This is a genomic window from Haloferula sp. A504 (assembly GCF_044385805.1).
Taxonomy (GTDB): domain Bacteria; phylum Verrucomicrobiota; class Verrucomicrobiia; order Verrucomicrobiales; family Akkermansiaceae; genus Haloferula.
The window spans coordinates 32,900-58,742 of the sequence record NZ_JBISBU010000017.1 but is presented as its reverse complement, the minus strand read 5'-3'; the positions used below and the strand labels follow the sequence as shown (position 1 = coordinate 58,742).

At 64.7% G+C, this 25,843-nt stretch carries 23 protein-coding genes; 14 read left to right on the top strand and 9 right to left on the bottom strand.

All coding sequences use genetic code 11. The features are described 5' to 3' along the window. Positions 1-11 precede the first annotated feature (11 nt). The 3 genes from ACG2LG_RS10490 to ACG2LG_RS10480 form a co-directional block, all read right to left on the bottom strand. Entirely contained in the window at positions 12-704 is a 693-nt protein-coding gene (locus ACG2LG_RS10490) for a hypothetical protein (RefSeq protein ID WP_396258777.1), read from the bottom strand. Then, the gene (locus tag ACG2LG_RS10485) at positions 668-901 is read right to left on the bottom strand and encodes a hypothetical protein (RefSeq protein WP_396258775.1); all 234 of its coding nucleotides are present in this window, start codon (positions 899-901) and stop codon (positions 668-670) included. The genes ACG2LG_RS10490 and ACG2LG_RS10485 overlap by 37 nt, the downstream gene beginning before the upstream one ends. A 120-nt stretch (positions 902-1,021) precedes the next feature. After that, on the bottom strand, positions 1,022-2,245 hold the full coding sequence (locus ACG2LG_RS10480; RefSeq protein ID WP_396258773.1) for a saccharopine dehydrogenase family protein: 1,224 nt from the start codon (positions 2,243-2,245) through the stop codon (positions 1,022-1,024). A 91-nt stretch (positions 2,246-2,336) separates the two neighbouring features. On the opposite strand from ACG2LG_RS10480, the gene gspG (ACG2LG_RS10475) reads away from it, so the two are divergent. From gspG (ACG2LG_RS10475) to ACG2LG_RS10425, 11 genes are all read left to right on the top strand, one after another. After that, positions 2,337-2,771 carry a type II secretion system major pseudopilin GspG gene (gene gspG / locus ACG2LG_RS10475; protein WP_396258771.1) on the top strand — a complete coding sequence of 145 codons (435 nt, stop codon included), beginning with the start codon at positions 2,337-2,339 and terminating at the stop codon, positions 2,769-2,771. A 139-nt stretch (positions 2,772-2,910) separates the two neighbouring features. After that, positions 2,911-3,351: a type II secretion system major pseudopilin GspG gene (gene gspG / locus ACG2LG_RS10470; protein ID WP_396258769.1), complete on the top strand. Its 441-nt coding sequence runs from the start codon at positions 2,911-2,913 to the stop codon at positions 3,349-3,351. After that, entirely contained in the window at positions 3,323-3,901 is a 579-nt protein-coding gene (locus ACG2LG_RS10465; protein WP_396258767.1) for a type II secretion system protein, read from the top strand. The genes gspG (ACG2LG_RS10470) and ACG2LG_RS10465 overlap by 29 nt, the downstream gene beginning before the upstream one ends. A gap of 38 nt (positions 3,902-3,939) precedes the next feature. Beyond that, complete coding sequence (locus ACG2LG_RS10460; protein ID WP_396258765.1) at positions 3,940-4,323, top strand: hypothetical protein; 384 nt, start codon at positions 3,940-3,942, stop codon at positions 4,321-4,323. Further along, on the top strand, positions 4,320-5,177 hold the full coding sequence (locus ACG2LG_RS10455) for a hypothetical protein (protein ID WP_396258763.1): 858 nt from the start codon (positions 4,320-4,322) through the stop codon (positions 5,175-5,177). Before ACG2LG_RS10460 ends, ACG2LG_RS10455 begins: the two co-directional genes overlap by 4 nt. Next, positions 5,174-6,103 (top strand): general secretion pathway protein GspK, encoded by a 930-nt coding sequence (locus tag ACG2LG_RS10450; RefSeq protein ID WP_396258762.1) that lies wholly within the window; start codon positions 5,174-5,176, stop codon positions 6,101-6,103. The genes ACG2LG_RS10455 and ACG2LG_RS10450 overlap by 4 nt, the downstream gene beginning before the upstream one ends. Next, a complete protein-coding gene (locus ACG2LG_RS10445) occupies positions 6,100-7,359 on the top strand; it encodes a hypothetical protein (RefSeq protein ID WP_396258760.1) in 1,260 nt (419 codons plus the stop codon). The genes ACG2LG_RS10450 and ACG2LG_RS10445 overlap by 4 nt, the downstream gene beginning before the upstream one ends. A 57-nt stretch (positions 7,360-7,416) precedes the next feature. Next, positions 7,417-7,980, top strand: coding sequence for a hypothetical protein (locus ACG2LG_RS10440; protein WP_396258758.1), 564 nt, complete (start codon positions 7,417-7,419; stop codon positions 7,978-7,980). A gap of 10 nt (positions 7,981-7,990) precedes the next feature. Next, entirely contained in the window at positions 7,991-8,539 is a 549-nt protein-coding gene (locus ACG2LG_RS10435; protein ID WP_396258756.1) for a hypothetical protein, read from the top strand. Between the two features lie 63 nt (positions 8,540-8,602). Continuing rightward, a complete protein-coding gene (locus ACG2LG_RS10430; RefSeq protein ID WP_396258754.1) occupies positions 8,603-11,014 on the top strand; it encodes a secretin N-terminal domain-containing protein in 2,412 nt (803 codons plus the stop codon). Between the two features lie 167 nt (positions 11,015-11,181). Next, positions 11,182-12,579, top strand: coding sequence for a tetratricopeptide repeat protein (locus ACG2LG_RS10425; protein ID WP_396258752.1), 1,398 nt, complete (start codon positions 11,182-11,184; stop codon positions 12,577-12,579). An 11-nt stretch (positions 12,580-12,590) separates the two neighbouring features. Here the strand turns inward: ACG2LG_RS10425 and ACG2LG_RS10420 are convergent, their stop codons facing one another. Both ACG2LG_RS10420 and ACG2LG_RS10415 read right to left on the bottom strand, forming a co-directional pair. Then, entirely contained in the window at positions 12,591-13,655 is a 1,065-nt protein-coding gene (locus ACG2LG_RS10420) for a hypothetical protein (protein WP_396258751.1), read from the bottom strand. A 6-nt stretch (positions 13,656-13,661) separates the two neighbouring features. Further along, positions 13,662-14,156, bottom strand: a complete 495-nt coding sequence (locus ACG2LG_RS10415; RefSeq protein ID WP_396258749.1) for a hypothetical protein — start codon at positions 14,154-14,156, stop codon at positions 13,662-13,664. A 343-nt stretch (positions 14,157-14,499) separates the two neighbouring features. On the opposite strand from ACG2LG_RS10415, the gene ACG2LG_RS10410 reads away from it, so the two are divergent. Continuing rightward, positions 14,500-15,237, top strand: coding sequence for a polyprenol monophosphomannose synthase (locus ACG2LG_RS10410; RefSeq protein WP_396258747.1), 738 nt, complete (start codon positions 14,500-14,502; stop codon positions 15,235-15,237). A gap of 23 nt (positions 15,238-15,260) precedes the next feature. Here ACG2LG_RS10410 and ACG2LG_RS10405 read toward each other — a convergent pair whose 3' ends face one another. The 4 genes from ACG2LG_RS10405 to hisS are packed head-to-tail and all read right to left on the bottom strand — an operon-like array spanning position 15,261 to position 20,479. After that, positions 15,261-16,883, bottom strand: coding sequence for a hypothetical protein (locus ACG2LG_RS10405; protein WP_396258745.1), 1,623 nt, complete (start codon positions 16,881-16,883; stop codon positions 15,261-15,263). Between the two features lie 55 nt (positions 16,884-16,938). After that, complete coding sequence (gene aspS, locus ACG2LG_RS10400) at positions 16,939-18,738, bottom strand: aspartate--tRNA ligase (protein WP_396258744.1); 1,800 nt, start codon at positions 18,736-18,738, stop codon at positions 16,939-16,941. Positions 18,739-18,780: 42 nt separating this feature from the next. After that, a complete protein-coding gene (locus tag ACG2LG_RS10395; protein ID WP_396258742.1) occupies positions 18,781-19,152 on the bottom strand; it encodes a GxxExxY protein in 372 nt (123 codons plus the stop codon). A gap of 31 nt (positions 19,153-19,183) precedes the next feature. Then, positions 19,184-20,479 carry a histidine--tRNA ligase gene (hisS, locus tag ACG2LG_RS10390; RefSeq protein WP_396258740.1) on the bottom strand — a complete coding sequence of 432 codons (1,296 nt, stop codon included), beginning with the start codon at positions 20,477-20,479 and terminating at the stop codon, positions 19,184-19,186. 263 nt (positions 20,480-20,742) lie between these two features. Between hisS and ACG2LG_RS10385 the strand changes: the two genes are divergently transcribed. Together ACG2LG_RS10385 and recF are read left to right on the top strand one after the other, a co-directional pair. Then, positions 20,743-24,660, top strand: coding sequence for an autotransporter-associated beta strand repeat-containing protein (locus ACG2LG_RS10385; RefSeq protein ID WP_396258739.1), 3,918 nt, complete (start codon positions 20,743-20,745; stop codon positions 24,658-24,660). Between the two features lie 56 nt (positions 24,661-24,716). Continuing rightward, positions 24,717-25,778, top strand: coding sequence for a DNA replication/repair protein RecF (recF, locus tag ACG2LG_RS10380; RefSeq protein WP_396258737.1), 1,062 nt, complete (start codon positions 24,717-24,719; stop codon positions 25,776-25,778). The last annotated feature ends 65 nt before the right edge of the window (positions 25,779-25,843 follow it).

Below are 25,843 nucleotides of genomic sequence, written 5' to 3'. Positions count from 1 at the left end.
TCCGGGAGCGGCTACTCGCCCGGGATCGGGCGGCCGGCGAGGATGGCCTGGGAAAAGGGATCGCCGGCCTCGGCGAATTCCTCGAGATGGCGGCGGGCCAGGGCCTGCACGGCGGGGTCGGGGTTGCCGAGTGCGACGCGCAGCACCTGCCAGTCGGCGAAGCGGTCGAGCATTTCGGTGGCCTCGGCGAGGGTGGCGGTGGGGAGGCGGTCGAAGTAGCGGCGGCGGGTGACGTGCTCGAGGTGGAAGATGTCCTGTTGATCCTTGTCGCGCGTCGTATCGAGTTTGCTCTGTAGCAGGTCGAGCGGATCTGGAAGGTACGTTCCGTCTTCGCTCTTCTGGGCGCGACCGATCACGTCGTCGAAGGCCAGTTCGTCGAACTCATTTGGACGCCGAAAAATGTCGAGTGGTTGACCGAGGCCGAGGATTCGGATCACGCCGGTGTCATCGACGGCTTGGGCGATTTCCTCTCCGGAGATCTCGCTCCAGCCCGGCAGACGATGAATCGTGGCGGAATTGAATCGGCCACATGTGCGGGCGACGACCGAGGCCCAGACGCTGGAGGATTCCATCGGCTCCAGCCAGATGTCGGCGTCTTTGGTGTGCCGATCCCTGCCGTGCGCGATGACGGCCAGCCCTCCGAGGATAAGCACCCGGTGGTCGCGCGTCAGACACTCGATGAACTCTGGAATCTCGCCAGCCATTGGCGTTTGCTTTCTTCGACTTGCCGGGAGATTTCAAGGTAGTCCGCCACCGACGAGGGGTTCTCCATCCAAGGCACGCTGTTGTCGGTGATCTTCGACGGCGGGACCGGCTTGCGGCGGCGCTTCATCACGTCGCGGGCGATCCGCATCGACCACTCCTGCTGAAGCCGGAGAATGGACGGGCGGTAAGGTTTCATGGGGGGAGTTTAGCCCGTGGCTCGGACCAGGGCAAGGACGCGGCTTGTGGAGCATCGGCATTCCTGTCGATCTCCATTTCCGGGGGGTGATGATCGACAGGAATGTCGATTCCCCGCAAGTCACGCCACCTCGAAGGCGGCGGCCTGTTCGGGGGTGAGCTCGACGCAGGTCCAGGGCAGTCCGTGGAGATCGAGGTCGGCCATGAAGGGGTCGGGATCGTGCTGCTCCATGTTCCACACGCCGTCCTTGCGCCAGGCCCCCTCGAGCATCTGCTTGGCACCGATCATCGCCGGCACCCCGGTGGTGTAGGAAATCGCCTGGCTGCCGACCTCTTCGAAGCATTTCTCGTGGTCGCAGATGTTGTAGATGTAGACCGCCTTCGGCTGGCCGTCCTTCACGCCCGTGATCACGTTGCCGATGCAGGTCCGGCCCTTGGTCCGTTTGCCGAGATCGCCGGGATTCGGCAGCACCGCCTTGAGGAATTGCAGCGGGATGATCTGCTGGCCGCCGTACTCAACCTCGTCGATGCGCGTCATGCCGACATTCTGGAGCACCTCGAGATGCTTGAGGTAGTTCGGCGAGAAGCTCATCCAGAACTGCGCGCGGCGGATCGTCGGGATGTGCTTCGTCAGCGACTCGAGTTCCTCGTGGTACATCCGGTAGATCTCGTAGCTGCCGACGCCCTCGGGGCAGGTGAAGCCGCGGTGCTCCGACATCGGCGGGGTTTCGACAAACTGGCCGTCTTCCCAGTGGCGGCACTCGGCGGTGACCTCGCGGATGTTGATCTCGGGGTTGAAATTCGTCGCGAAGGCGTGGCCGTGGTCGCCGCCATTGACGTCGATGATGTCGAGCGTGTGGATCTCGTCGAAGTGATGCTTGAGCGCCCAGGCCGTGAAAACGTTGGTCACGCCGGGGTCGAATCCGGATCCGAGCAGGGCCGAGCGCTTCGCGACGAGGAAACGCTTCTGGTAGGCCCACTGCCATGAATATTCGAACTTCGCGACGTCCTTGGGCTCGTAGTTGGCGGTGTCGAGGTAGTCGGCGCCCGCCTCGAGGCAGGCGTCCATGATCGAGAGGTCCTGGTAGGGAAGGGCGACGTTGATGACGAGCCGGGCGCCGGTCTCCCGGATCAACTCCGTGGTCCGGGCGACGTCGTCGGCATCCACCGCGGCGGTCTCGATGCTCCGGCCGGTGCGGGCTTTCACATCGGCGGCGATCGCCTTGCACTTCGAAACGGTGCGCGAGGCGAGGGTGATCTCCCCGAAGACATCCGGGAGCATGGCGCACTTGTGGGCGACGACGTTGCCGACGCCTCCGGCGCCGATGATGAGGACTTTGTTCACGATGAATGAAGGGAATCGTCACGGGTGCGAACCCGCCAAGTCAAATCTGAGAAACAGGGACAAATCGATGGTGGGGTGAACTTTTCCCGGCATGCGGAAATGCCGTCGGATTTGTCCAGAACCGGGAGGGTTCACCCTGCTGGAGATGGTGGTGGTGCTGTCGATCATGTCGGTGATCCTCGGAGGTTCGGTGGTGGTGATGAGGGGCATCATGAGCAGTGTGCGCGAGGACAAGGCACGCAGCGACTTCACCACGATCCAGTCGCTGGTGATGAAGTACCAGATCTCCACCGGGCGCTACCCGACCACCGAGCAGGGCTTGCGGGCCCTGGTCGACAAGCCCGCTCAGGCGCCGGTGCCACGGCGTTGGACGAGAGTCATGGACGAGGTTCCGAGGGACCCATGGGGGAGCGAATACGGCTACCGCTACCCGGGAGCGCGGAATCCGGAGGACTTCGAGATCCTCAGTGCGGGGCGGGACGGCATCGTGGGAACGGAGGACGATCTCAGTAGTCAGGACCCGTAGAAGCCCGTGGGAATGGCGGGAGAGCTCCAGCTTGGAAGATGAAATCCGCCAGGGACGGCGGAATTTTCCGACAACTTTAGGGTCGCATGGGGTTTCTTCCCGCGTAAGGGTTCCGCAAGCAAACAAGCGTATGAAATCCATGAAAAATCAGAAACGCCGCTCCGTTCACTTCCGCTCCGGTTTCTCGCTCCTCGAGATGGTCATCGTTCTCGGCATCATCGCCGTGATCATCGGTGGCGCCATCACGGTCATGGGCCGGGTGGGAGACGGTGCGAAGCGGACGCGGGTCAGCGGTGACTTCAACTCGATCGGTGCCGCGCTGCGGATGTATCAGACGAACAACGGGCGATTCCCGACGACCCAGCAGGGGATCAAGGCCCTGGTCGAAAAGCCGACCGGAGAGCCGCGACCCAAGCGCTGGGTCAAGCTGCTCGACGAGGTGCCGCTGGATCCCTGGCAGAACCAGTACGGCTACAAGTTCCCCGGTTCCAGCGATCCGTCGATGTTCGAGATCATCAGCAAGGGCGCGGACGGAATCGAGGGCACCGAGGATGACATCAGCAGCCAGACAGACGAGTGATCGCCGGGGCTTCACCATCCTTGAGATGGTGATGGTTCTTTCGATCTTCATGCTGCTCATCGGTGGCGGCGTCGCGGCGCTGTATTTCAATCGTGATGAGGCGCGGCTGAATGACGGAATGGGTGAAATCGAGGTGATGGCCAAGCGGGCCCGCATGCTGGCTAGCCTGCAGCAGAAGCCCTACGCCCTGGAATTCACGCGTCAGGGCGTCGCGCTCATGCCCTACGGCGAGGCAACGCTCGAGCCTCGCGAGCGGGAGGCGCTGATCGGGGAGGAAATGATCGCGCTCAAGCAAAGCGAGGGAACGATCAGCCCCAACAAGCGGGAAAGCTGGGCGCTCGATGCCGAGATGCAGTTGCTGGTGCGTCGATGGTCGGTGGGCGAATGGGAGCTCCTCAAGCGCTCCGACCGCCACGTCTGGCGCTTCGATCCGCAGGGGATCTGCGAGCCGTTCGGGGTCAGGATCGAGATGGAGAACGGCAGCTGGATTGCCGCGCTTTTCCATCCGCTGACCGCAGGAATCACCGAGGTCGAATCCGAGATTCAATGAGGGGCCGGATCCATGCTGCACGACCCCGGGGCTTCCTCATGATGGAGGTCGTCCTGGCGCTCGGGATCTTCGTGATCGCCGCGACCGGTTTCGCCGTGGCTCTGGCAAAGACCTCCGATGCCGCCCAGCTCTCGCAGCGCCGGATGCAGATCAACCGCATCCTCGAGAGCGCGCTGGACGAGGCGGTTTCCCTGCCGGTGCTCGAGGAGGGGGTGGAGTCGGTGAGCCTGAAGGAGGAGATCGCCGGCTCTTCGGTGGAGGTCGACACCAAGATCGAGCTGCTCGACGAGATGGAGAACATGGACGGCCAGCTTCTCCAGCAGATGTACCGGATCGAGGTGACCGCCCACTGGTATGCCGATGGCGAGTGGCAGGAGGAAATGGCGGAAACCTGGCGATACGGGAGGTTGTACCAGCCATGAAGCCGTCCACTTTCAGATCCGGTGCCGGGGCTCCGGCGGCTCCGCAGGGCTTCACCATGCTCGAGTTGGTGATCTCCGTCGGAATGCTCGCGCTGCTCATCGGCGGGGTGTTTCTGTTGGCGACGACCAACATCGGCCTCGGCAACGAGGTGGTGAAGAAGCAGGCGGAGGTAAGCGAGCAGAGCGCGTTCCTGGAACTTCTGGGCAACCAGTTCTCCTCGATGCCCGGCAACGCCCGCCTGGAACTGGAGTCCGAGGACTCGGGCGCCCAGTACCTTTCGGACCTGACCATCCAGAACGTGCCCATGACCTTCAACTGGGGCGGCATGGACCGGGTGGCGAAGGCGGTGCAGCTTTCGACCGTGCGGCGGCGCGACGGATTCCTCGACATCGTTCTCCGCTACTTCGAGGAGCCGATCCTCGAGGAGACCGAGGAGATCGGCGAGACCACGAACCGCTTCGGTGACAACGAGCCCTTTGCCGAGGTCGTCCTGATGGAAGACGTCTACATCTTCGAATGGCGGGTGCTCGATGGCCGGACGATGGAGTGGAGTTACGATTGGGATCTGGTCGGGCGCCTGCCACTCCAGATGGAGCTTCTCTTCGCCAAGGACCAGTTGGATGCGGAAACACCGATCCGGCACGTCTTCTGGATCACGCCGAAGCAGAATCCCGAGGTGATGATGCGCCAGCTCCAGCAGGGCGGACAGGGTGGAAACCAGCCAGGTGGAGCAGGGGACGGAGCGACTCCCGGTGGAGAAACGGGAGGCAGCACCGGCAATCCTCCGACGGTCACCATTCCCGGAGGTGCCGTGACGCCGGTGCCGGGCGGATCGAGAGGAGGTGGACGATGAAAGTCCGCGGTGCTTCCGGAAAACGGCGCGGGGTCGCCCTGATCGCGGTGCTGTGGCTGATCATGCTGCTGTCCTTCATCGCGGTGGCGACGATCCGCGTGGTGGGCTTCGACCTCGACGTGGCGTCGTCGAACATCCATGGCTTCCGCGCCAAGCAGCTCGCCGAGATGGGCATCGCCGTGGGGGCCAATCCTGCCGTCGAGCGGATCGACCCCATTCTCAGCCAGTGGTCCGACGGCGAGGGCTTCGAGGTCCGGCTGATTTCCGAGGGCGGCAAGTTCAACATCAACCAGATCCTCATGCAGGAGGACATGAACCTGCTGCAGAACATGTTCATCGACTGGGGCATGGACATCGATCAGGCGGCGGCGGTGGCCGACGGCCTGGCGGACTGGGTCGACGCCAATGATCAGGAGTCCCTCAACGGCGCCGAAGTCGCCTACTACGAGGAGATCGGCCGCATCAACCAGCCCTTCAACCGCCCCTTCTACAACCTTGATGAGATGCGCCTGGTGCGGGGCATGGACCTGGTCGAGGCCCTGCGTCCGGACTGGCGCGAATGGTTCACCGTCTGGAGCGGCGGCGGCCTGGACGTGAACGAGGCGTCGGCGGAAATGATCTCGGTCGCGGCGGAGGTCGGGGTCGACGAGGCCGCGATCATCCCCGAGATGGTGCGGGGGCCTGACGGGGAGCGGGATACCGAGGATGACACTCCCTTCCAATCGCCGCAGGAAGCGCTTGCCTTGATCGGCGTGGACGGCAGTCTCCGCCCAGACATTTTGAACCGATTCAGCGCCAACGAGACCACCACCCGCATCGAGAGCACCGGCATTTCCGTCGGTGCCAAGCGGCGGATCATCCTGGTGGTGCGCAACCGCACGGGGCAGCCCGCGATTCTTGAACGAACCGAGGAGGTGGTGCCGTGAGCAAACAGTCGGAATGGTCGATGCTGGTTCCCGGCCCCCTCGGTTGGGAGTTGTGGAAACGCGGGCCCGATGGTGCCTTCCAGCGCCGGGATGGCGCGGAGGAGCCGATGAAGGTCTCCGAGGTGGGTGCGTTGCCGGGCGGGGATCTCGCCCTGCTGTTTCCGGTCCGGGCCTTTCACGCCCTGCCGTTCCGCGCCGAGAGCAAGGATGATTCCCTGTTCGACGACCTGGCGACGATGCATGCCGAGCGGCTCGGAATCCGGCCCGACCCGATGGCCGGGCAGCTCAGCGATCACTTCAAGGTGCTGGCCGACGACCAGTCCACCGTGCTGCTGCACGCGGTGCTCAAGACGCCGGGCGAGGGCGACCTGCCGCTGCGGACGCCGAAGGAATTCGATCTTTCGCCCCGGGCCTACGCCGTGGAAGGCGACACGCTGTGCGTGTGGAAGGAACTCGGACGCTGGGTCTTCGGCTTCTACGTCGGAGGCCGGCTGCTCTATTCGCAGGCAACCTCCTCCAGCACGGAGGCCCCGGATGGAGCGGTGTTGCGGGAAGTCCAGCTCGTGCTCAGCCAACTCGCGATGCAGGGCCTGCCCTGCAAGCCCGGCCTGATCCGCGTGTGGCCGCCGGAAGGTGAGCTGGGCGAGGCCGGGGCGCTGGCGGATGCCTTCCCGACCCGGCCGCGGGTCGAGGCGCGGCCCGATCCGGTGATGCCGGATCCCTTCAGCGACCTGCTGCCCGAGGACGTGCGGGCCGCGCGGGTGGCCCGCAAGCGCCGCAACCAGCGGACCACCCTGGTGACGCTTCTGATTCTCGCCTACCTCGGCGTGGTCGGCTGGTTCGGCTACCAGATCTGGGAAAAGCAGCGGGTAAAGAAGATACTGGCGGCAGAACTCGTGGAATTGCAGGGCGGCACCGCAGGGGTGCTCCAGGAGCACAACGCGCGCTGGACGGAACTGGGGCCGGTCGTTGAATCGCGGCTGAGTCCCATGGAAATCATGCGCGCGGTGCAACAGGCGATCCCGAGAAACAGCGGGCTGCGGTTGGGAACGGCGGATCTCAACGTCGATGGGGGCGAGATTCAGTTGATCGGCACCGCGCCCCAGTCGGCACCCGCGACGCAGTTCTACAGTTCGCTGCGGAACAGCGGCGACCTGAAGTGGCTCGAGTGGGAAGTGGAGCCACCCTCCAAGTCCGCCAAGGGCTGGGATTTCCGCGTGAGGGGCTTCCCCGAAGGCAGCGAGGAAACCTACTAAACCGATGAAAACCGACAAATCCACCCTCTTCCGGCTTTTCATGGGCACAGACCGAGCATGAACACCCGGGAGAAAAGACTGCTGATCCTCTTCGGAGTGGTGATTTTCGCCGTGCTCAACTTCTACGGCTACAACCTGTATGCGCAGAAGATGAACTCGCTGGAGCAGGAGATCGGAGCCGAGGGCAACGAAATCCTCGGCAAGCCGGCGACCGGCCTGATCGGCGAGATCGCGCTGGCCGAGCAGAATCTCGCCGAGCGCGAGAGTAAGGAACGCGAGATGGCGTGGCTTGCGGAAAACGAACCCGATCCCGAGGAGGGCGGCGCGGTGCAGTCGAAACTCGAGAGCTTCGTGACCAATCAGGCCCGGGCCGCCGGGCTGACCACCGACCGGCCGAAAATCCTGCCCAACGACACCGAGGGCGTTTACTACCACAAGGCGATCTTCGAGCTCAAGGCGACGGGCATGGAGGACGGGCTCTACCGCTGGCTCGTCCAGCTCCACGATCCCTCCTCGTTCCGTGCCGTGACCTCGCTCCGCCTCTCGCCGAACCGCGAGGATGACACCCGGATCGATGCGGTGGTGCGCGTGCAGCAGTGGTACGTTCCCCAAGCCCTCTGATTTCCGACCGATGATCCGTTTCCTCATTCCGATGCTCGCCGCCGCGACCGCGATGGCGGACGTGCCCTTGAAGCCGAACCTGACCCAGTATTCGAAGCTCTGGACCGATTCGCCCTTCACCAGCAAGCCGGTGATCGAGCGCGAGGTGCGCGAGGTCGAGAGCCCCCTCGACGACTTCGCCCTGAGCGGGATTTCCGAGCTGAAGGACGGCTACTACGTCGTCCTGATCAACAAGAAGAAGCCCGACGAACGGAAGATCATCCGCTCCGGGGACGATTCCGGATTCAAGGTGCTCGACGTGCAGTGGGGCGAGGAGACCTGGAAGGACACGGTGGCGAAGATCCAATCCGGCGCCCACACCAAGGAGATCGGATTCGATGAGCAGGTGCTGGCGGTGAAGCAGCCACCTGCCCAGCAGAAGCCGCCGCAGGCCCAGCCGGGACGGCCGGTGATTCCGGGACTCAACCAGCCCAACCCGGCGGCCCAACCGGGTGTAAGGACGCCGCGCCCCCGCGTGGTCCGCCCGCCGACGCCGCGGCCGAACACCAACAACAAGTAAGCCTGCTTTCGCCTTGCCCGACCTTCCCCAATCCTGATGCTTCCGCCCCAAGCCCGCCCTTCGATGTCACGTTTTCTTTTCCTCTGCCTCCTGCTGTCCGGCATCGCCGTGGCACAGGATCCCGCTCCGCCCCCGGGCCTGCCGGGTCTTCCCGCCGCCAACAATCCGGCGGCCGCCGCGGCGAACGCGCCGGATGGGAATCAGCCGGTGCAAAAGCCGATGATTTTCCCCAAGATCAACGGCGACCAGCTGGCCGACCTCTACCGGGAGTTCACCGGACGCCGCGTGACGGTGAGCGTCGCCGCCGCCGACGCCGAGTTCCGTTTCGTCCAACCACCGCCGCTCACTTACGGCGAGGCGGCCCAGTTGATCAAGAAGGCCGCCTTGCTGGAGGGCTTCGTGTTCGTGCCCGACGCCAACATGGCGGGCCACGACGTGCTGGTGATCGCCACCGGCGGGGCCAATCCGAAGGGGGAAGGCCTGGAAGTGATCATCGATCCGGCGGACCTGCCCCAGGATGACCGGGTGGTGAGCTACGTGATGAACCTCAAGTACATCAAGCCCGAGGAAATCGTCCGGACCTTCACCACCGTGATCGGCCAGTTTGGTGCCTACGGGTCGATCACTCCGATCCCGAACGCGGGTGCGGTGGTGATCACCGAAAAAACCTCGCTGATCCGCCGCTTGATCGAGTTGGTCGACGAGATCGACGTCTCGGCCTCGGTCGCGACCCGCTTCATCAAGGTGCAGTATGCGGACGTCCAGGAACTTTCGGACACGCTCAACGAGATCTTCAACAGCCAGCAGCAGGCCCAGAGCACGGCGCGCACCCAGCGGGTGCAGAACAATCCCAACACCCCGGTGATCCCGGGACTGCCGAATCCGGCGGCCAATGCGGCGGCGGCCGCTGCCGCAGCCGGTGGTGCGAGCAGCGCGGCGGAGGACGTGCCGATCCAGATCGTGCCCGACACCCGCACCAACCGGATCTTCGCGATGGGTCGCCCGGTGGACATCGTCTTCATCGAGGGCCTGGTCCGCGAGTTCGACAGCAAGACCGACGAGCGCAACTTCCTGCGTCGCAAACTCCGCTTCGTGGCGGTGGCGGATTTCCTCGAAATCGCCGAGCCTGCCTTGCAGCGGACCTTTGGTTCGAGCGACTCCACCAGCGCCGGTGGCGGGGGATCGGGCGGACGAAGCACTGGCGCGAATTTCGGCAACAACACTTCGAGCAGCAACCGGAACAGCACCTCAAGCAACAGCTCGCGAAACAACTTCTCCGGCAGTAGTTTCGGAGGAAGCAGCGGGGGAAGTTTCGGCGGTTCCGGTGGAGGAAGCAGCCTTGGCGACCCGAACATCAACAGCGCTCCCGAGGCACGGCTGGTAGGACGGACCCTGCTGGTCGCCGACAACATCACCAACTCGCTGGTGGTTCAGGGGCCACCGTCGGCCGTCGAGGTGGTCAACAACCTGCTCGATGAGATCGATGTGAAGGCCGAACAGGTCATGATCTCGGCCGTGTTCGGGCAGTTGGCTTTGGGAGAGGACTTCGATTTCGGAATGGATTTCCTCAGGACCATCGACGAAAATCAGGCGGCAAGGGGGAATGGCGTGCTTCCCGGCCAACTGCGCACGAGCCCCGGTGCGGGTTCCCTCGTGGATCCGCTCACGCTGCTGAACCCGGCCGCTTTTCCAAGCTCCGCGGGCCTCAGTCTTTACGGGATGATCGGAGATCACTGGAACGTCTACCTCAATGCACTCCAGTCGGACAGCCGCTTCGAGGTGATGTCGAGACCGACCATCTATACGGCAAACAACCGGAAGGGATTGATCTCAGCCGGCCAGCGGATCGCCGTCCCGACGAACAGCAACCAGTTCAACAACAGCTTCACCACCAATATCGAATACCAGGACGTCCTGCTCAGTCTCGAAGTCATTCCTTTGGTCAACTCGGATGACGAGGTGACGCTTGAGATCGCGCTTATCAACGATGAGGTGATCGGCGAGCAGTTGATCGAGAACGTGGGCTTGGTTCCGACGATTGGTCGGCGTGAGGTGCTGACGACGGTTACGGTGCCGGATGGAGCAACGATCGTGTTGGGTGGCTTGATTACTTCGACCAAGCGGGAATCGGTCACCGGAGTGCCTCTGCTCAGCGACATCCCTGGCCTCGGCAAACTCTTTTCGCGGACTTCGACCGAGGACGATCGCCAGGAGTTGATGATCTTCATTCAGCCGCGAATCGTTGATGGAGCAGCATCGCTGTATGACGCTCAGGCCGATATGGACAGCCGCTATGATGTTTCGGGGTCGACTCGGGAGTTCTCGAATGGGCCGGGCGTGCTGCCGGAGCGTGATTCATCGAGCGGAAGTGCTTCCTCAAGCCGCAGTGTCCCGGTGGCGCAGCCCGTCGAGGATGACGAGGAAAGTTCGGCCCGTCGGCTGCTCGGGCGTCCCGGCTCCCGCTGGCGGCACTGAGCTGAGGTTGCGGGGATCCGCGCCGTGGGGGACGGGTTGCCGGGTGCCGGAGATCCCGGCGCGCCGACACAATTGGAGCGCGGACTTGCCAAGCCGCGGGGCAGCGAGCAATTTCGGTGGGTGCCGGTGGTTCGCGAGGATCGACCGGAGAACACCAAGACCCAACCATGTCAGAGATTTCAGAAGGCGAACTCGATCCGAAGGTCAAACCCGTGTGGCTCAAGGCCATGACGGCGGTACAGACCAAGAATTTTGGCTACGCGATCAAGCTGCTCCAGTCGGTCCTGAAGGATGCTCCGGGGTTCCTGGATGCCCGCCGCTTGCTGCGCAAGTGCGCGGGTCACGAGTCCGGTGGTCCCAAGAAGCGGTCGGGCCTGTTCGGGATGAAGACCGGCGGCGGTCTCGGGACCATGAAATTGTCGGGCCAGGTGAAGAAGGACCCGCTGGCCACCCTGCCGGCGATCGAGGCCGAGCTGGCCAAGGATCCCTACAGTCCCGAATTGAACGACCTGCTTTTCGAAGCCTTCAAGGTTCTCGAATGGACCGAGAGCGCGGCATTTGCCCTCGAGACGATCCGCAAGGGACACCCCGAGGAGGCGAAGTACCTGCACAAGCTGGCCGAATTCTATCACTCGCTGGGGGATAGCCCGAAGGCGGCGGAGGTCTATCGCGACATCATCAAGCACCACCCGACCGACTCGGCGGCGATCAAGGGCGAGAAGGATGCCACGGCCCGGGCTTCGATGGAGAAGCAGAAGTGGAGCGAGGATTCGAGCATGCGCGACCTGATGCGCAACAAGGAGGAGTTCGAGGACATCGAGAAGCAGGCCCGTACCGGGCTGACCCGCGAACAACTCGAAGAGCGCCGGGACCAGCTTGCCGAGCAATACTCACAGGATCAGAACAACCTGAAGGTGGTCAAGGAACTGGCTTCGGTGTTCGAGCGCCTCGAGGACTGGGAACAGGCGCACGCCTATTTCGATTGGGCCTTTTCCCTGAGCAATGGTGACAGCGCCCTGAGAACCAAGGCGGAGAAGATGCAGGACCGGCTCAAGGAGCAGGAACTTCTGGAATTGCAGGCCCGGGCCGCGGAGAACCCGGACGATCCGGAGATCAAGGCGATGCTGGAGGAACGGCAGCGCGAGCGGGTTCAGGAGTCGGTCGACGATGCCCGGCGGCGGGTCGAGCAGAACCCCACCGATCCGCTCCTCCGCTTCGAGCTGGGTCGGGCGCTCTACAACGCCGGTGACTACAGCGCGGCGATTCCGCAGCTCCAGCAGGCGAAGCGCAATCCCCACATCCAGTCGAAGGTGCTGCTGCTGCTCGGACGGACCTTCAAGGCCAAGGGGATGCGGGACATGGGTGTGAAGCAGCTGGAGACGGCGCTTTCCGACCTTGTGGCGATGGATGCGACCAAGAAGGAGGTCCTCTACGAGAAGGGTCTTCTGCACGACGAGATGGGCGACAAGGAAGCGGCCATCGAGTGCTTCAAGGAAATCTACGAAGTGGACTACGGCTACCGGGACGTCGCTCAGCGGGTGGAGTCGTCCTACGGCGGAGACTGAAGGGCGCTCCGTTACTCCATGCCGGACTCGGTCCGCTGGAGAATCGTCTCCAGCGATTCGTCGCCGATCACCCAGTCGTCCGCGATCACTTCGGTGATCAGGAACTGGCGGGACACGCCGTCTTCCGCGTTGCGAAGCCGCAGGGTGGTCCGGAAGGACCCCGCCTTGCCCGAAAGCTTGTCCGGCTCCGACGCCGCAAGCAGATTGCGGCGCAGGATCGCCCTGATGGCGCCGAATTGCGGTCCGTCGCGACGGCAGTAGCCGTAGAGGCTGGCATCGCCCCCGGGATGGGAAAGGGCGAAGCAGGCCCAGATGTCGTCGTCCCGGAACGGCCCGTTGAAGTAGTTGTCTTCCTTGCCCGTGACGCGAACCATTCCCTGCCGGACGGTGCCTTTCAGCCAGTCATGGAAGGGAGGGTCGCAGTGGCCGACCGTGGCATCGAAATCGATTTTCCAGTCGCGCTCCTGATTCACGGTGAAGGTGACGAGCAGGGGTGGCCCGGACTCCTTGGGGACCATCACGAAGCTGACGGGCTCGCAGATCGCATCGAACGCACCGAGCCAGGCAGGGGTGCGGAATCCTTTTGCCTCCTCCTCCTCGATGGTGCGGAGCCGGGCCAGGGCGCCGGTGGGACGGATTTTCCCCGGGTGGAGCAGTGGCTCCAGTGCCTCCGGGGTGTCGGCGTCGAGCATCGCCGACACCATCTCGAGCGCCTCGTCTGCCGCCAGGGCGGGGATCGACTCGGGATCATTCAAGTCGGGCCGGTTCGAAGGGCTTGCGGCCCCTGATTGCGGGTTTTGGCGGAGCAGGGTCCACACCAGCAGCCCCGAGATGCCGAAACCCGCCAGGATCAGGCCCAGCATCAGCCACCGGCGGAGCACGGCGCCATGGTTCGCGCCGGCCGCCCCATAGCGCGCGTCCCGCCCGCCGCCCTGCCTCCGGCGGCGGCGGCGAGCCGGGTCACGCGTGTCCTTGGTGATCCTTCCGACCCGTCCGAGTTCGCCCCGGGAGGGACCCGCGACGCGGGTCTGCACGCTGCCATGGGAACGGCCGGACTTGTCGGGAATCTTCGCCATCCGCGCTCAACGGGGGTAGAGGGTAATCCGGTAGCGATCATAGCGGTCGTCGGGGCGGAAAAGCCAGCCCGGATTCCGGTTGAGCACCTCGTAGCCGGTGAGCATGAACTCGGGGAGGATCTGATTGCTGTTGGGGTCGTAAACCTTGTTTCCGGTCAGGTATCCCCGGAGCTTGTATTCGTAATTCTGGTCGTAGCCGTAAACGCGGTCCGCGCCACTCTCCGGGAGCCGGTCGGGCTGGCGCTTCTTGTCTTCCCGCACGACGACCAGCTTGGCCTTGTTCCACGACTCCCGCGGCTTCCGGACGTATCCCCAGAAGCGTGTTTTCTCGACGTAGTAGCGGCGACCGATGAAGTGGTCACCGGTCGGCTCGGCGGCGATCGCGGCCTTGCGCTCCTCGAGGGTGGGCCCGCCCATGTTTCCGGAACCGAAAGAGCCGGCGCACTGGCAGAGGACGAGGCAGGCCAGCAGACTTGCGGCCATCTTCGGAGATACGATCATTCTTGGGTGGAAGGCTAGTGTCCTGCGCGGAAAGAGCGTTGCCTTTCGCGCGCGAGATTTTTTCCAAATGCAAGGCGTGAGGAGGAAGCGAATCGAGATTCGTGACCGACGAACAACGCAGCAGTTGGGAAAAAGACCCGCGCCCCATTCGGGGACCGAGCGTAGCGAGCAAACTTCAAAAACTCCTCCATTTCTTCGAAAGGTGACGAACTTGATGCGCGGGACACTAGGGGAAGGCGCCAGCGGGCGACAAGCGCCAAACCGGGGCGGCGAGGACAGGGCCAGGGCGATCCTTGACACGGGTTCTCGCCAAGCCGGGGGGAGTGCCGGTAGGGTCCGCGCGATGATAGACGGCGAGGAGCGGTATGACGGCACCTGGGTGGTGCTCCCGACCTACGATGAGGCGGAGAATCTTCCGGGAATCTCGTCGGCGATCCTCGCGGCGCTGCCGGGTGCGAGGCTGCTGGTGGTGGACGATGCCTCGCCGGATGGAACCGGCAGGCTGGCGGACGAACTGGCGGCGGACGAACCGCGGATGCGGGTGCTGCACCGGGCCGGCAAGGAGGGCCTGGGAAAAGCCTATCTCGCCGGGTTTGAAGTGGTGATCGAGGCCGGGGCCGGGTGCGTCGTCCAGATGGATGCCGACTGGTCGCATGCGCCGGAGGCGTTGCCATCGCTGGTCGATGCCATTCAGGCGGGAGCGGATCTGGTGATCGGGTCCCGCTACGTGCGCGGCGGCGGCGTCGAGGGCTGGGGACTCCACCGACGGCTCATTTCACGGGGTGGTTCGATCTTTGCCCGCACGATGCTGGCGCTCGAACCACACGACCTGACCGGTGGTTTCAAGGCGTGGAAGAGGGAGACGCTCGCGGCCATCGACTGGGACGGGGTCCACTCGGGCGGCTACGTCTTTCAGATCGAGATGACCCATCTTGCGTCCCGGGCAGGCGCCCGGGTGGTCGAGGTGCCCATCGTCTTCAAGGATCGCGAGGTTGGACAGAGCAAGATGTCCGGCGGCATCATCACCGAGGCGCTTGGCGTGGTGCTGAAGCTGGGTTGGCAGAACCTGCGGGGCCGGTAGGCGCGAAGCGCCTGGAAGCCCGATCAGGGCTCGTCTTCCGGTTCTGCGTCCGGGGTGGAGTCCCCGCGTGGCTTGAGAACCCAGACCTTGTCGACCCGCCTCACGGTTTCCATGGATTCCATGGCCTCCTCCACGAAATCCTCAGGTGGCAGGACAAGGATCGCCCGGTCGTAGCTGGCCATGGTTTCGAGGATCAGCTCCTTCATCAGGCGGAGAGCGGACTCGGAGATGAAGCGCTCGTACTTGACCATGGTGTCGGGCAGGCCCTCCTGCATGTAGAGCATGTTGTCCGGCCCGAAGGGATCGCGGTAGGTTACCGGGCGCCACCCGCCGCCGGCGATGGTGAAGCCGCTGCTGTTGGCGAAGAGATAGGGCGTCACGATGTCCTTCTCGAGAACGAGGTGGCCCCAGGCGTGGCGCAGGGGGTTGATCTTGTCGCCGTGCTCCGGGCTGCCGAACATGAGGGGCAGGACCTTGGTGCCACGTGGAAGGTCCTGGCCGGCTTCGACGACCTTGGCAACCTCGGAGCTGAGGCTCTTGGCGGCACGGTGCTGGACGAAGAAAAGGGTGAGGCTGGCCACCAGGGTGAAGCCCAGCAGCGCGCGGGGACGACGTGCGATCCACGACGGCAGCGGGAGCATTGCGGCAATCAGGAGCGCGAGAAATGCGAAGCGCTCGGGAAGGAAGTTGAGCGCGGGAAAGTTGGGCAGGGTGAACAGGGCCACCAGCATGACCACGAACACCCGGGCGAGGCACTGGTCCCGGCCCTGGCCGCGAATGCCGATGCCCCGCAGCGCGAGGATGCCGGCGCTGAGGAGGGCGATGAGCACCGGGAGGCGGATGAGGAACTCGGTGCGATCGAAAGCAATGACATTGGAAAGCAGCACCCGGATGTTGGGCAGGATCCCGGGAAAGTTCGGGGCGAAGGCCGCGAGGTTGTCGTTGGGCGGAGAAGCCAGGGAAGTGGCACCCAGCAGGATGACCGCGGGGGTGCCGACGACGGCGAGGCGCAGCCACGGCACGAGCTTGCGGCCGGGCGCTTCGATGAAGAAGAGAATCGCGCCGATGATGACCGGTGCGACGGGGTGGGCGATGGCGCCGATGAAGAGCAGCACCGAGGCCGCGAGCAGTCCGCCCCAGCCGGCGGGCTGCCGGAGCCCTTCGGCGTCGGGTTTCCCCGAGGCCATCGCCAGTGCCGCGATCCCGAAGATCAGGCTGAGCATGTAGGCGTGGAAGCCGATCAGCGGCAGCAGGGTGGTTGCGAGCAGGCAGACGAGAAAGACGTGGGTCTGGCGATCCGGGGCGAAGCGGCGCAGCCAGAACAGCATCACGAGCGGCAGGCCGAGGATCACGGTGGAGACGACGACGCGGTTGGCGGCGTCGATTTCCATGAAGCGCGACAGGAAGATCAGCAGGAAGTAGTAGAGCTTGTAGGGGCTCAGGTCCCGATTGACCGTGAAGTAGTCGGGAAAGGGTGAGCCGGGCTCGTTAAACTGCTGGACGATATGGGTCAGCGCGAGGTGGTTCGGGTCGTCCTGTCCGGGCCAGTAGTCGACCGTCCACGGCAGTGCCGCGAGCGGGATCAACGACAGCACGAGGATCACCCAGTGCTTCCGGGTGAAGCGACCGGTTCCGGACGTCGGCACCGGATTTTTGTCGGCAGGTTCCATCGGCCGGGGGGGAGCGGGAACGACGCGGGCCTCAGGCCGGGGTGGCATCGGGGTTGCCCGGGCGTTTCTTGAGTTGGAGACGGAGATCCCGGAGTTGCTTGGGATCGACCTCGGCGGGTGACTGGCTCATCAGGTCGCTGCCCTTGTTGTTTTTCGGGAAGGCCATGACTTCGCGGATCGAGTGCTCGCCGCAGATGAGCATGACCAGGCGGTCGAGGCCGAGGGCGACACCGCCGTGGGGCGGGGCACCGAAGCGGAAGGCGTCGAGGATGTGCCCGAACTCATCGGCGGCCTGCTCTTCGCTGATGCCGAGGGCCTTGAACATGGCACTCTGAAGCGGGGCCTCGTGGATCCGGATCGAGCCGCCGCCGAGTTCGTGGCCGTTGAGGACGACGTCGTAGGCAAGGGCGCGGATGTCGGTGGAAAGCTCGCCCTTGAGGAGCTTCTGCTCGTCGTCGGGATGGGGGCGGGTGAAGGGGTGGTGGACGGCAACGTAGCGGCCTTCCTCCTCATCGAAGGCGAGCAGCGGGAACTCGGTGACCCAGAGGAAGTCGAGTTCGGTGTTGTCCTTGGTGAGTTGCTGCATTTCGGCGCAGGCGAGACGCACGCGTCCGAGCACCTCGCAGGCGCTTTCCCATTGGTCGGCGGCGAAGAGGATGAGGTCGCCGGGCTCGATGTTCAGTTTGGCACGCAGCGCTTCGACCTCGTCATCGGTCATGCGCTTGACGAAGGGCGAGCGCCACTTGTCCCGCTCCTCGCCGCGGGCCTGGATGTAGGCAAGGCCCTTGGCTCCGGCGTCCTGGGCGAGCTTGGTGAGCTTGTCGATCTGTCCGGTGGAGATGTCGGCGAAGCCCTTGGCGTTGATCGCCTTGACCACGCCGCCATTGGCGACGGCCCCGGAGAAGACGCGGAACTCGCAGTCCTTGAGTTCCTCGGAGAGGTCGACGAACTCGAGCGCAAAGCGGCGGTCGGGCTTGTCGGAGCCGTAGCGGTCCATCGCCTCGCGCCAGGTCATGCGGTCGAAGCTGGCCGGGATCTCGGCCTCGAGCGACTCCCGGAAGACGCGGCCGAGCAGGCCTTCGACGAGGTGGATGATGTCGTCCTGGCCGACGAACGAGGCCTCGATGTCGATCTGGGTGAACTCCGGCTGGCGGTCGGCGCGGAGGTCCTCGTCGCGGAAGCACTTGGCGATCTGGAAGTATTTCTCCACGCCGCCGACCATGAGCAGCTGCTTGTACTGCTGGGGGGCCTGGGGCAGGGCGTAGAAGTGGCCTTCCTGGAGGCGTGAGGGAACGAGGAAGTCGCGCGCCCCCTCGGGCGTGGACTTTGAGAGGATGGGGGTCTCGATCTCGAGGAAGCCCTGGTCGTCGAGGAAGTCGCGGGACGCCTTGGTCACGCGGTGGCGGAGACGAAGGTTGCGCGACATCCGTGGCCGGCGCAGGTCGAGGTAGCGGTACTTCATCCGCAGGTCCTCGTTGGAAAGTTCCTTGTCGAGCTGGAAGGGAAGCACCTCGGCCTTGTTGACGATGACCAGTTCGCTGGCGACGATCTCGACTTCGCCGGTGGGGATCTTGTCGTTGATGGTGCCGTCGAGGCGTTGCGAGACCTTTCCGGTGACGAGCACGACGTCCTCCTCCCGGAGCTGGTGGGAGAGTTTGGCGGCCTCGGCATTCTCCTCGGGGCGGAACACGCACTGGGTGAGGCCCTCGCGGTCGCGGAGGTCGATGAAGATCACGCCGCCGTGGTCACGGGCGGAGTTGACCCAGCCGATCAGCGTGGCGGTCGAACCGATGTCGGAAGCGCGGAGTTGGTTGCAGTGGTGAGTTCTCATCGTGCGTGGAAATGGACCAGGATGGATGGGATGGATTGGATTCTATCTTGAAAGAGGATAGACTCTCTTCACTTCGACCTTTGGGTTGCCGAAGTTGATGATGAGTCCGAGCGGCAGTCGGGTGGCCTTGAGGTAGCTGAGCATCTGGGCGAGTTCCCGATCGGTGATCTTTTTGATGGTCTTGGTGTCGATGATCACTGAGTCGTAGGCAATCAGGTCGGGAATGAGCGTATCGATGAGGGTGTCCTTGTAGTTCAGTGGGAACTGGCGCTGTTGGTCGTAGGGAATCGATTGGAGCTGAAATTCGCGGACCATCGCCCGCTCGTAGGCCTTCTCCCGGAATCCATAACCTAGTTCGTTCATCGCTTCATAGGCAATGCCGATGATCGTTCCGGTCTCATCCTTCAAATTCATCACATCCATCCTATCCATCCTGGTCCGGAATCTAGGCCAGGAGCGGGCCGTCGGGTTGCTGGAGGCGGTCGGTGAGCCATTCGGCGAGGCCGAGGACGTGGCAGGTCTCCTCGGCGCGGGAGGCGAGGATCTTGAGCTGGAGTTCGGGGAGCTCGCTGCCGATGACCAGGGCGAAGCGGGCGCCGGATTGCTCGGCGCGCTTGAGTTGCTTGTTGAGCTTGCCGGTGGCGAAGGGCAGGTCGCAGGAGATGCCGGCCTCGCGCAGCTCGGTCAGGATCTTGAGCGCCTCCGGGCGCTTCGATTCGTCGGCGAGCACCAGCAGGACGTCGCAGGCGGCCGCCTGACGCTGCAGCCACACTTCCATCCGCATGCGGGCGTCGGTGTGCTCCTCGATGAAGTTGCGGATGACGTAGTCGCCCATCGCGAAGCCGGTGGCCGGCAGGTCCACCGAGCCGTCGGAGATGGTCGAGACGAGCGTGTCGTAGCGGCCGCCGCCGGCGACGGCGCGCATCGAGCGGCTGCGGTCGAAGACCTCGAAGACGACGCCGGTGTAGTAGGCGAGGCCGCGGACGATGGAGAGGTCGAGTTCCACGAAGCTTTCCAGTCCGCGCGCGGCGAGGTCCTCGCGGATCGCCTCGAAGGCGAGCGAGGCATTTTCCGGCGAACGGATGAAGGACTGGATCTCGTCGAGGGTGAGGCCGAAGTCGGCGAGCTTGGCGGCCGAGTTCTCGGGCTTGTCGCGCTCGAGCTTGTCGATGATCTGGAGAAAGTCCGGGATGCGTTCCTCGTCGATGCCGCGCCCGGAGGCGAAGTCGAGCCAGGCCTGGCGATCCGAGACGCGGACGACGAAGTCGCCGTCGCCGAAGCCGAAGGCGCGCATGGTGTCGACGGCGAGGGCGATCAGCTCGGCATCGGCGCGCGGGCCGGCCTCGCCGAGGATGTCGACATTGAACTGGTAGAACTCGCGGCCGCGGCCCTTCTGCGGCTTTTCGTAGCGGTAGCACTGGCCGATCTCGAACCACTTGAGCGGCTTGGGAAACTCGCGCTGGTGCTGGGCGGCGATGCGGGCCAGCGAGGCGGTGACCTCCGGGCGCAGGCAGACGTCGCGCCCGCCCTGGTCCTCGAAGCGGAACAGCTGGGAGGAGAGCTCGCCGCCGGACTTCTTGAGGTAGAGTCCGGTGTCCTCGAGCACCGGCGTATCGTACTCGACGAAGCCGTAGGTGCGGGCGACCTGGCGCCAAGTCTCGAAGAGATAATTGCGCACGGCGCACTCCCGCGGTGGGAAGTCGCGGAATCCCGGCAGGGCTTGGAAGGTTCGAGAGGCCATGGGAAGCGGCGCCGGGCGCCGGAAGCGGGGCGGGAGGATGCATGGTGCCGGAGGCAATTCAAGGCGGGATTGGGGGCCGGAGAGGGCTCGGGCGGTGGATTGCTTGATCGACGGGATGAAGATGGATGAAGAGGATGGATGATGGAGGTGGGATTTTCATGCACGCGATCCCGGGAACGGACTTCTCGTCACCCGAAAGGGGGGTGCCGATCAAATCGACATCCCCATGGAATTATGGGAACAATGGCAGCTTCATGGCCGACGTGAAACCCACCCGAACCAAGGTCGCGGAAACACTCAGGCGCACGCTTCACGTCTCGGTAGGGGTGCCCGCCCTGCTCCTTGCATGCCCGGGGGTGAGCCAAGCCAAGGATCCCGCGGAACCGGGCTTTCCCGCGGGCATCCGGATGGCGGCACCGGCGCGAGGTGAAGCGGCCGTCGCGGCGTTGGGCGGTCGTCTCCCCGAGGTCGCGGCTTTTCATGGGCGGTCCGCCCGGCAGCTCCGCTCGGTCTTTCGTGCGGACCCCTCCCTCTGGGTGGATGAAGTCGGACAGCTTTTCTACGCCTGTCCGGCCCAGTGCACGGATTGCGGACCCGAGCATGGCCCGGAAGGCGACGGGGTGCTCGAAATCGGTCCCACCGATCCGGGGCCGTTCGACACCTCGCAGGCCTTCCTGCTCCACAGCCGCCCCGGCGCCGACCGGGTGATCTACCTGGACTTCGACGGCCACGTCGACGACACCCCCGGCAACTGGAAGGAGGGGGCCTACGCGCCTCCCTACAACATTCCCAACAGCAACCCCAACTCGTTCAGCACCGAGGAGCGCAACCGCATCATCGAGATCTGGCAAAGGGTGGCCGAGGATTTCTCGATGTATCAAATCGACGTGACCACCGAGGAACCGGACATCGAGGACTTGAGGAAGACGGATTCCGGCGATGCGCGATACGGCATTCGCGTCTGCATCGGCGGCAGTGGTCAGGATTGGTTTGGTCGCGGGGTGGGGGGCGTTGCCTACGTGGGCTCCTTCGATGCGGGCAATGACGTTCCCTGCTGGGTGTTTCCCGCGGGCTCGGGATACACCGCCAAGAACGTCGCGGAAGCGGCCTCGCATGAGGCCGGGCACACGCTTGGGCTGATCCACGACGGCATCGAGGGAGGAGCCGGATACTACAGCGGCCAGGGGTTCTGGGGGACCATCATGGGCGTCAGCTACGACGATCCGATCAGCCAGTGGAGCAAGGGGGAATACGCCGACGCGAACAACACGCAGGACGATCTGGCCGTCATGCTCACCCAGGGTGCGGTTTACCGCCCCGACGACCATGGGGGGACCCTCGCCAGCGCCACCGAGCTCGGTGCCGATTCCGGAACGGCCTCGGTCGCCGGGGTCATCGAGCAGCGCACCGATGTGGACTTCTTCCGAATCGAGGCGGCGGGTGGCTTGCTCGAGGTGAATGCCGATCCCGCGCCCAGGGGTGCCAATCTGCGGATCGAGGTGAAACTCTATGATGCGGCCGGCGCGCTGTTGGAGACCGCGACGTCCGAAGACACCAGCGCCGGCACCCAGCCGGTCATCCTGACCCGAACCGTGGCTGGCGGCTCGTACTATTTCTCCGTGGACGGCATCGGAAACGGCGACCCGCTGACGACCGGCTACACCGACTATGCCAGCCTCGGTCAGTATGAGGTGGTGGTTTCCGGCGTGGTCCCGCTCGGCTTCACCTGGCTGCCGGTGACGGCGGGCACGTATCCGTGGAGCGATGCGTCCAACTGGGTGGCCGGCAGCGTGCCGGGCGGCGCCGGCGCGACCGTGCGGATGAACCACAACATCTCCGGCGACCAGACGGTCCTGCTTGCCGGCCCCACCGCCCTCGGAAGACTGACCCTCGGGGACTCCAACGGCACCCATGCCTTCACGCTCGCCTCCGGTGGAGGCTCGCTGGTGTTCGACAACTCCGGCAGTGCCTCGAGCCTGAGCAGGACGACCGGCGCCGACGATGTGATCTCGGTGCCGCTATCGTTGGAAGGGCCGTTGGATATCAACCAGTCCGCATCCGGAACGCTGGAATTCACGGGTGGGATCGGGGGCGGCGGTTCGCTGAGCAAGAGCGGAGCCGGCACCCTCGTCTTTGGCGGGCCCAACACCTACACCGGTGCGACCACGCTCGCCGACGGCCTGCTGAGGCTCGATGATTCCGAAGGGTTTCCCGGTGGCATCGACGATACGGCGGGGCCGGGTGAAAGCGTGCTTTTCCTCAAGGGCGGCGTGCTCGGGCTTCACGGCGACTTCACGCGTCAACTCGGCACCGGTCCCGGCCAACTGAATTGGGATCCCGGCACGGGAGGGGCGGGCAGCGGCGGTTTTGCCGCTTTCGGCGCGGATCGGCAGGTGCGGCTCAACAACGGAACGGGGGCATTTTCCTGGCAAACCGGGATCATCGGGCCCCAGAAGACCCTCGTTCTTGGCGACCCGGAGGCCACCCACACGCTGCGTTTCAGGAACGGCATCAGCTTCGCCGGAAGCCAACGAACGGTCATGGTCAAGGACGGCCTGGCTGACGTGGATGCCGTTCTTGCCGGCAAACTGACCGGCGGGAACTCCAGTGGTTTGATCAAGAGCGGTGCGGGTGTGCTTTCGATTTCCAGTCCGTCGAATGACTACACCGGCGCCACGATCGTCAGGGGCGGCATGCTTCGCCTCGAGGACGCCGGTGCCTTGCCGGGGGGCAACCTCACACTCCAGGGGGGCGGGCTCCTCGGGCTTGGTGCCGGAGATCTCGTCGACCGAACCATCGGCGCCGGCATCAACCAGCTCCGCTGGTCAGGCGACGGTGGCTTTGCCGCCTTTGGCGCGGATCGGGTGGTGCGATTCTCCCCGGAACAGGAAACCTCCGGCAGCAGCTCGATCAATTGGAACGCCCCGAATTTCATCGGGGCTGGGCAGGTGCTGATCCTGGGCCACGAAACGGCCGACGCCACGATCGACTGGCAGCACCGGATTTCCCTCGCGGGCAGCACACGCATCATCCAGGTCGAAGACGGATCCGCCCTTATCGACGCGAAGATGAGCGGGATCGTGGCCGGAGGCACCAGCGCCAACACCAACAATCGATTCAACAAGACCGGCCCCGGCACGCTCGCGTTCACCGCCCAGAATTCCTACTGGGGGAACACCATCGTGAGTGCCGGGACGCTGATGATCGGCGATGGCGGCAGTTCGGGCGGAGTCTCGAAGAACTCGGCCGAGATCATCGTCGAGGCCGGCGCCACCCTCGCGGTGAACCGCGCCGATACCGTGACCCAGGGTTCGGATCCGTTTCCGGCTCCGATCAGCGGCGACGGCGGCTTCGTGCAAACCGGTTCCGGAAACACGGTGCTCATGCTGGCGAACAGCTACATCGGACCGACCGTGATCGAGGCAGGCACGCTCACCCTCGGAGCCGCCGGCGTTTTGCCCGACGGGACCGAAGTTGTCATCGGCAACGCCATCCTCGATGCCGGTTCCGTCTCGGAAATCATGGGCCGCCTCGACGTCACGGATTCGGCCACCATCCATTTTGGAGCCGGTTCCTCGCTGGCCTTTGCCGACAGCCGGTCCATCGACTGGGCCGGTGGCACGCTTGATCTCACCGGTGCCTTCATTTCCGGAGCATCCCTTCGCTTCGGCATCGATGCCAACGGCCTCACCGCGGCCCAACTCGCGCGGATCTCCGCCACCGGCTTTTCCGACTTTGCGCTGAACGACAGCGGCTTCCTGACTGCCACAGAGCTGACCGGCTACGCCGTCTGGGCCGCGATCAATGCTCCGGGTGGAGCCCCGGGCGACGATTTTGACGAGGACGGCGTGTCGAACGGCATCGAATACGTCCTAGGCGGTGACACGGACACCAACGATCTCGCCAAGCTTCCAAGCCTTTCCCGCATCGGCGGCGACATGGTGTTCAGCTTCCTCCGTGATCAGGAATCCATCGACGGGTCCACTCTCGTCGCCATCGAAATCAGCCCGGACATGACCGACTGGTCGGACAGCCGGGCGGTTCCCGACGGTGCGTCCGTCAACAACCCCGGCGTGACCGTCGTCAAAGATCTGCCGGTCCCCGGCACCGACACCGTGACATTGACTCTTCCGCTGGGCGATGATGTCAGGAAGTTCGCCCGGTTGGTGGTGACCCCCTGACGCAGGCTTGAGATTCGGGTTTGGCTGGAGGCGGAAAGGCGTCAGTCTGTGCGCGGATGCTGCGAACCCTGAGAGCGGTGGATTTCCGGTGCTTCGAGAGCCTGGCGCTGGAAGTGCCGGCGAGCGGTGCGGTCTTCACCGGGCGCAATGCGCAGGGCAAGACCTCGGTGCTGGAGGCGGTGTGCCTGCTGATCCGGCTGCATTCGCCGCGGACCGCGCGGATGTCGACGCTGGCGCGGATCGATGGAGCGGGGGGATTCGGGCTGGCGGGCGAGGCGTGGAACTGCGAGCGGCGGGTGGATTGGCGATCGCGGCAGCCGATGGATTTCCGGGTCGATGGCGAGACTCGCGCGAGCCAGGGTGCCTACCTCGAGGATGGCGGGCTGCTGGTGTGGATGGGGAACGACGACATCGAGATGGTGCGCGGTGGCGGCGAGACGAGGCGGCGGTATCTGGATTTCATCGGATCACAGGTGGCGCCGGATTATCGTCGGGCGCTGGCCCGCTACCGCCGGGCGCTGAAGGCGCGGAATTTCCTGCTCAAGGATCCGGCACGGCGGGAGGCGGAGATCCGGTCCTACGAAGGTGTGATGGTCGAGGCAGCGGCGGTCCTGCGCTCGGTGCGGGTCTCGGTATCCGAACGACTGGCCCCGGCGGTGGCGGAGCGGCAGGAGGGCATCGCCGGGCATCCGGAGAAGCTGGAGCTGGAATACCGGGCGGAGGGCGGCATGGACCTTGCCGCCGCCTTCGAGCAGGCGCGGGAGCGGGAACTGCGTCAACGCCGGAGCCTGGTCGGGCCGCACCGCGACGAGCTGATTTTTCGGCTGAACGGACTCGACGCGGGCACCTACGGCAGCGAGGGGCAGCAGCGGACGCTGGCCCTGGCGCTGAAACTGGCCCAGGGAACGGTGCTGGCGGAGACGCGAGGGGTGCAGCCGATCTGGCTGATCGATGATGTCTTCGGGGAGCTGGACGTGGCCCGGCGCAACGCGGTGATGAAGGCTCTGCCGGGCGATGCGCAGCGGTTGATCACGACCACCCACCTCGACTGGTTGGAGGAGTCGCCGGATCTGGCCAAGCTCAGGCGCTTCCGCGTGACGGCGGGGAGGGTGGAGTAGGGGAGCTGCGGCATGGGGAGCTGCGGCATCCTGCCGCAGTTTGTGTAAATCGGGCGGTGGCGCGT

Coding starts and splice junctions, on each gene's coding strand:
- ACG2LG_RS10490 (WP_396258777.1), bottom strand. CDS start 704: ATGGCTGGCGAGATTCCAGAGTTCATCGAGTGTCTGACGCGCGACCAC.
- ACG2LG_RS10485 (WP_396258775.1), bottom strand. CDS start 901: ATGAAACCTTACCGCCCGTCCATTCTCCGGCTTCAGCAGGAGTGGTCG.
- gspG (WP_396258771.1), top strand. CDS start 2,337: ATGCGGAAATGCCGTCGGATTTGTCCAGAACCGGGAGGGTTCACCCTG.
- gspG (WP_396258769.1), top strand. CDS start 2,911: ATGAAAAATCAGAAACGCCGCTCCGTTCACTTCCGCTCCGGTTTCTCG.
- ACG2LG_RS10465 (WP_396258767.1), top strand. CDS start 3,323: ATGACATCAGCAGCCAGACAGACGAGTGATCGCCGGGGCTTCACCATC.
- ACG2LG_RS10460 (WP_396258765.1), top strand. CDS start 3,940: ATGATGGAGGTCGTCCTGGCGCTCGGGATCTTCGTGATCGCCGCGACC.
- ACG2LG_RS10455 (WP_396258763.1), top strand. CDS start 4,320: ATGAAGCCGTCCACTTTCAGATCCGGTGCCGGGGCTCCGGCGGCTCCG.
- ACG2LG_RS10450 (WP_396258762.1), top strand. CDS start 5,174: ATGAAAGTCCGCGGTGCTTCCGGAAAACGGCGCGGGGTCGCCCTGATC.
- ACG2LG_RS10440 (WP_396258758.1), top strand. CDS start 7,417: ATGAACACCCGGGAGAAAAGACTGCTGATCCTCTTCGGAGTGGTGATT.
- ACG2LG_RS10435 (WP_396258756.1), top strand. CDS start 7,991: ATGATCCGTTTCCTCATTCCGATGCTCGCCGCCGCGACCGCGATGGCG.
- ACG2LG_RS10430 (WP_396258754.1), top strand. CDS start 8,603: ATGTCACGTTTTCTTTTCCTCTGCCTCCTGCTGTCCGGCATCGCCGTG.
- ACG2LG_RS10425 (WP_396258752.1), top strand. CDS start 11,182: ATGTCAGAGATTTCAGAAGGCGAACTCGATCCGAAGGTCAAACCCGTG.
- ACG2LG_RS10420 (WP_396258751.1), bottom strand. CDS start 13,655: ATGGCGAAGATTCCCGACAAGTCCGGCCGTTCCCATGGCAGCGTGCAG.
- ACG2LG_RS10415 (WP_396258749.1), bottom strand. CDS start 14,156: ATGATCGTATCTCCGAAGATGGCCGCAAGTCTGCTGGCCTGCCTCGTC.
- ACG2LG_RS10410 (WP_396258747.1), top strand. CDS start 14,500: ATGATAGACGGCGAGGAGCGGTATGACGGCACCTGGGTGGTGCTCCCG.
- aspS (WP_396258744.1), bottom strand. CDS start 18,738: ATGAGAACTCACCACTGCAACCAACTCCGCGCTTCCGACATCGGTTCG.
- ACG2LG_RS10395 (WP_396258742.1), bottom strand. CDS start 19,152: ATGAATTTGAAGGATGAGACCGGAACGATCATCGGCATTGCCTATGAA.
- hisS (WP_396258740.1), bottom strand. CDS start 20,479: ATGGCCTCTCGAACCTTCCAAGCCCTGCCGGGATTCCGCGACTTCCCA.
- recF (WP_396258737.1), top strand. CDS start 24,717: ATGCTGCGAACCCTGAGAGCGGTGGATTTCCGGTGCTTCGAGAGCCTG.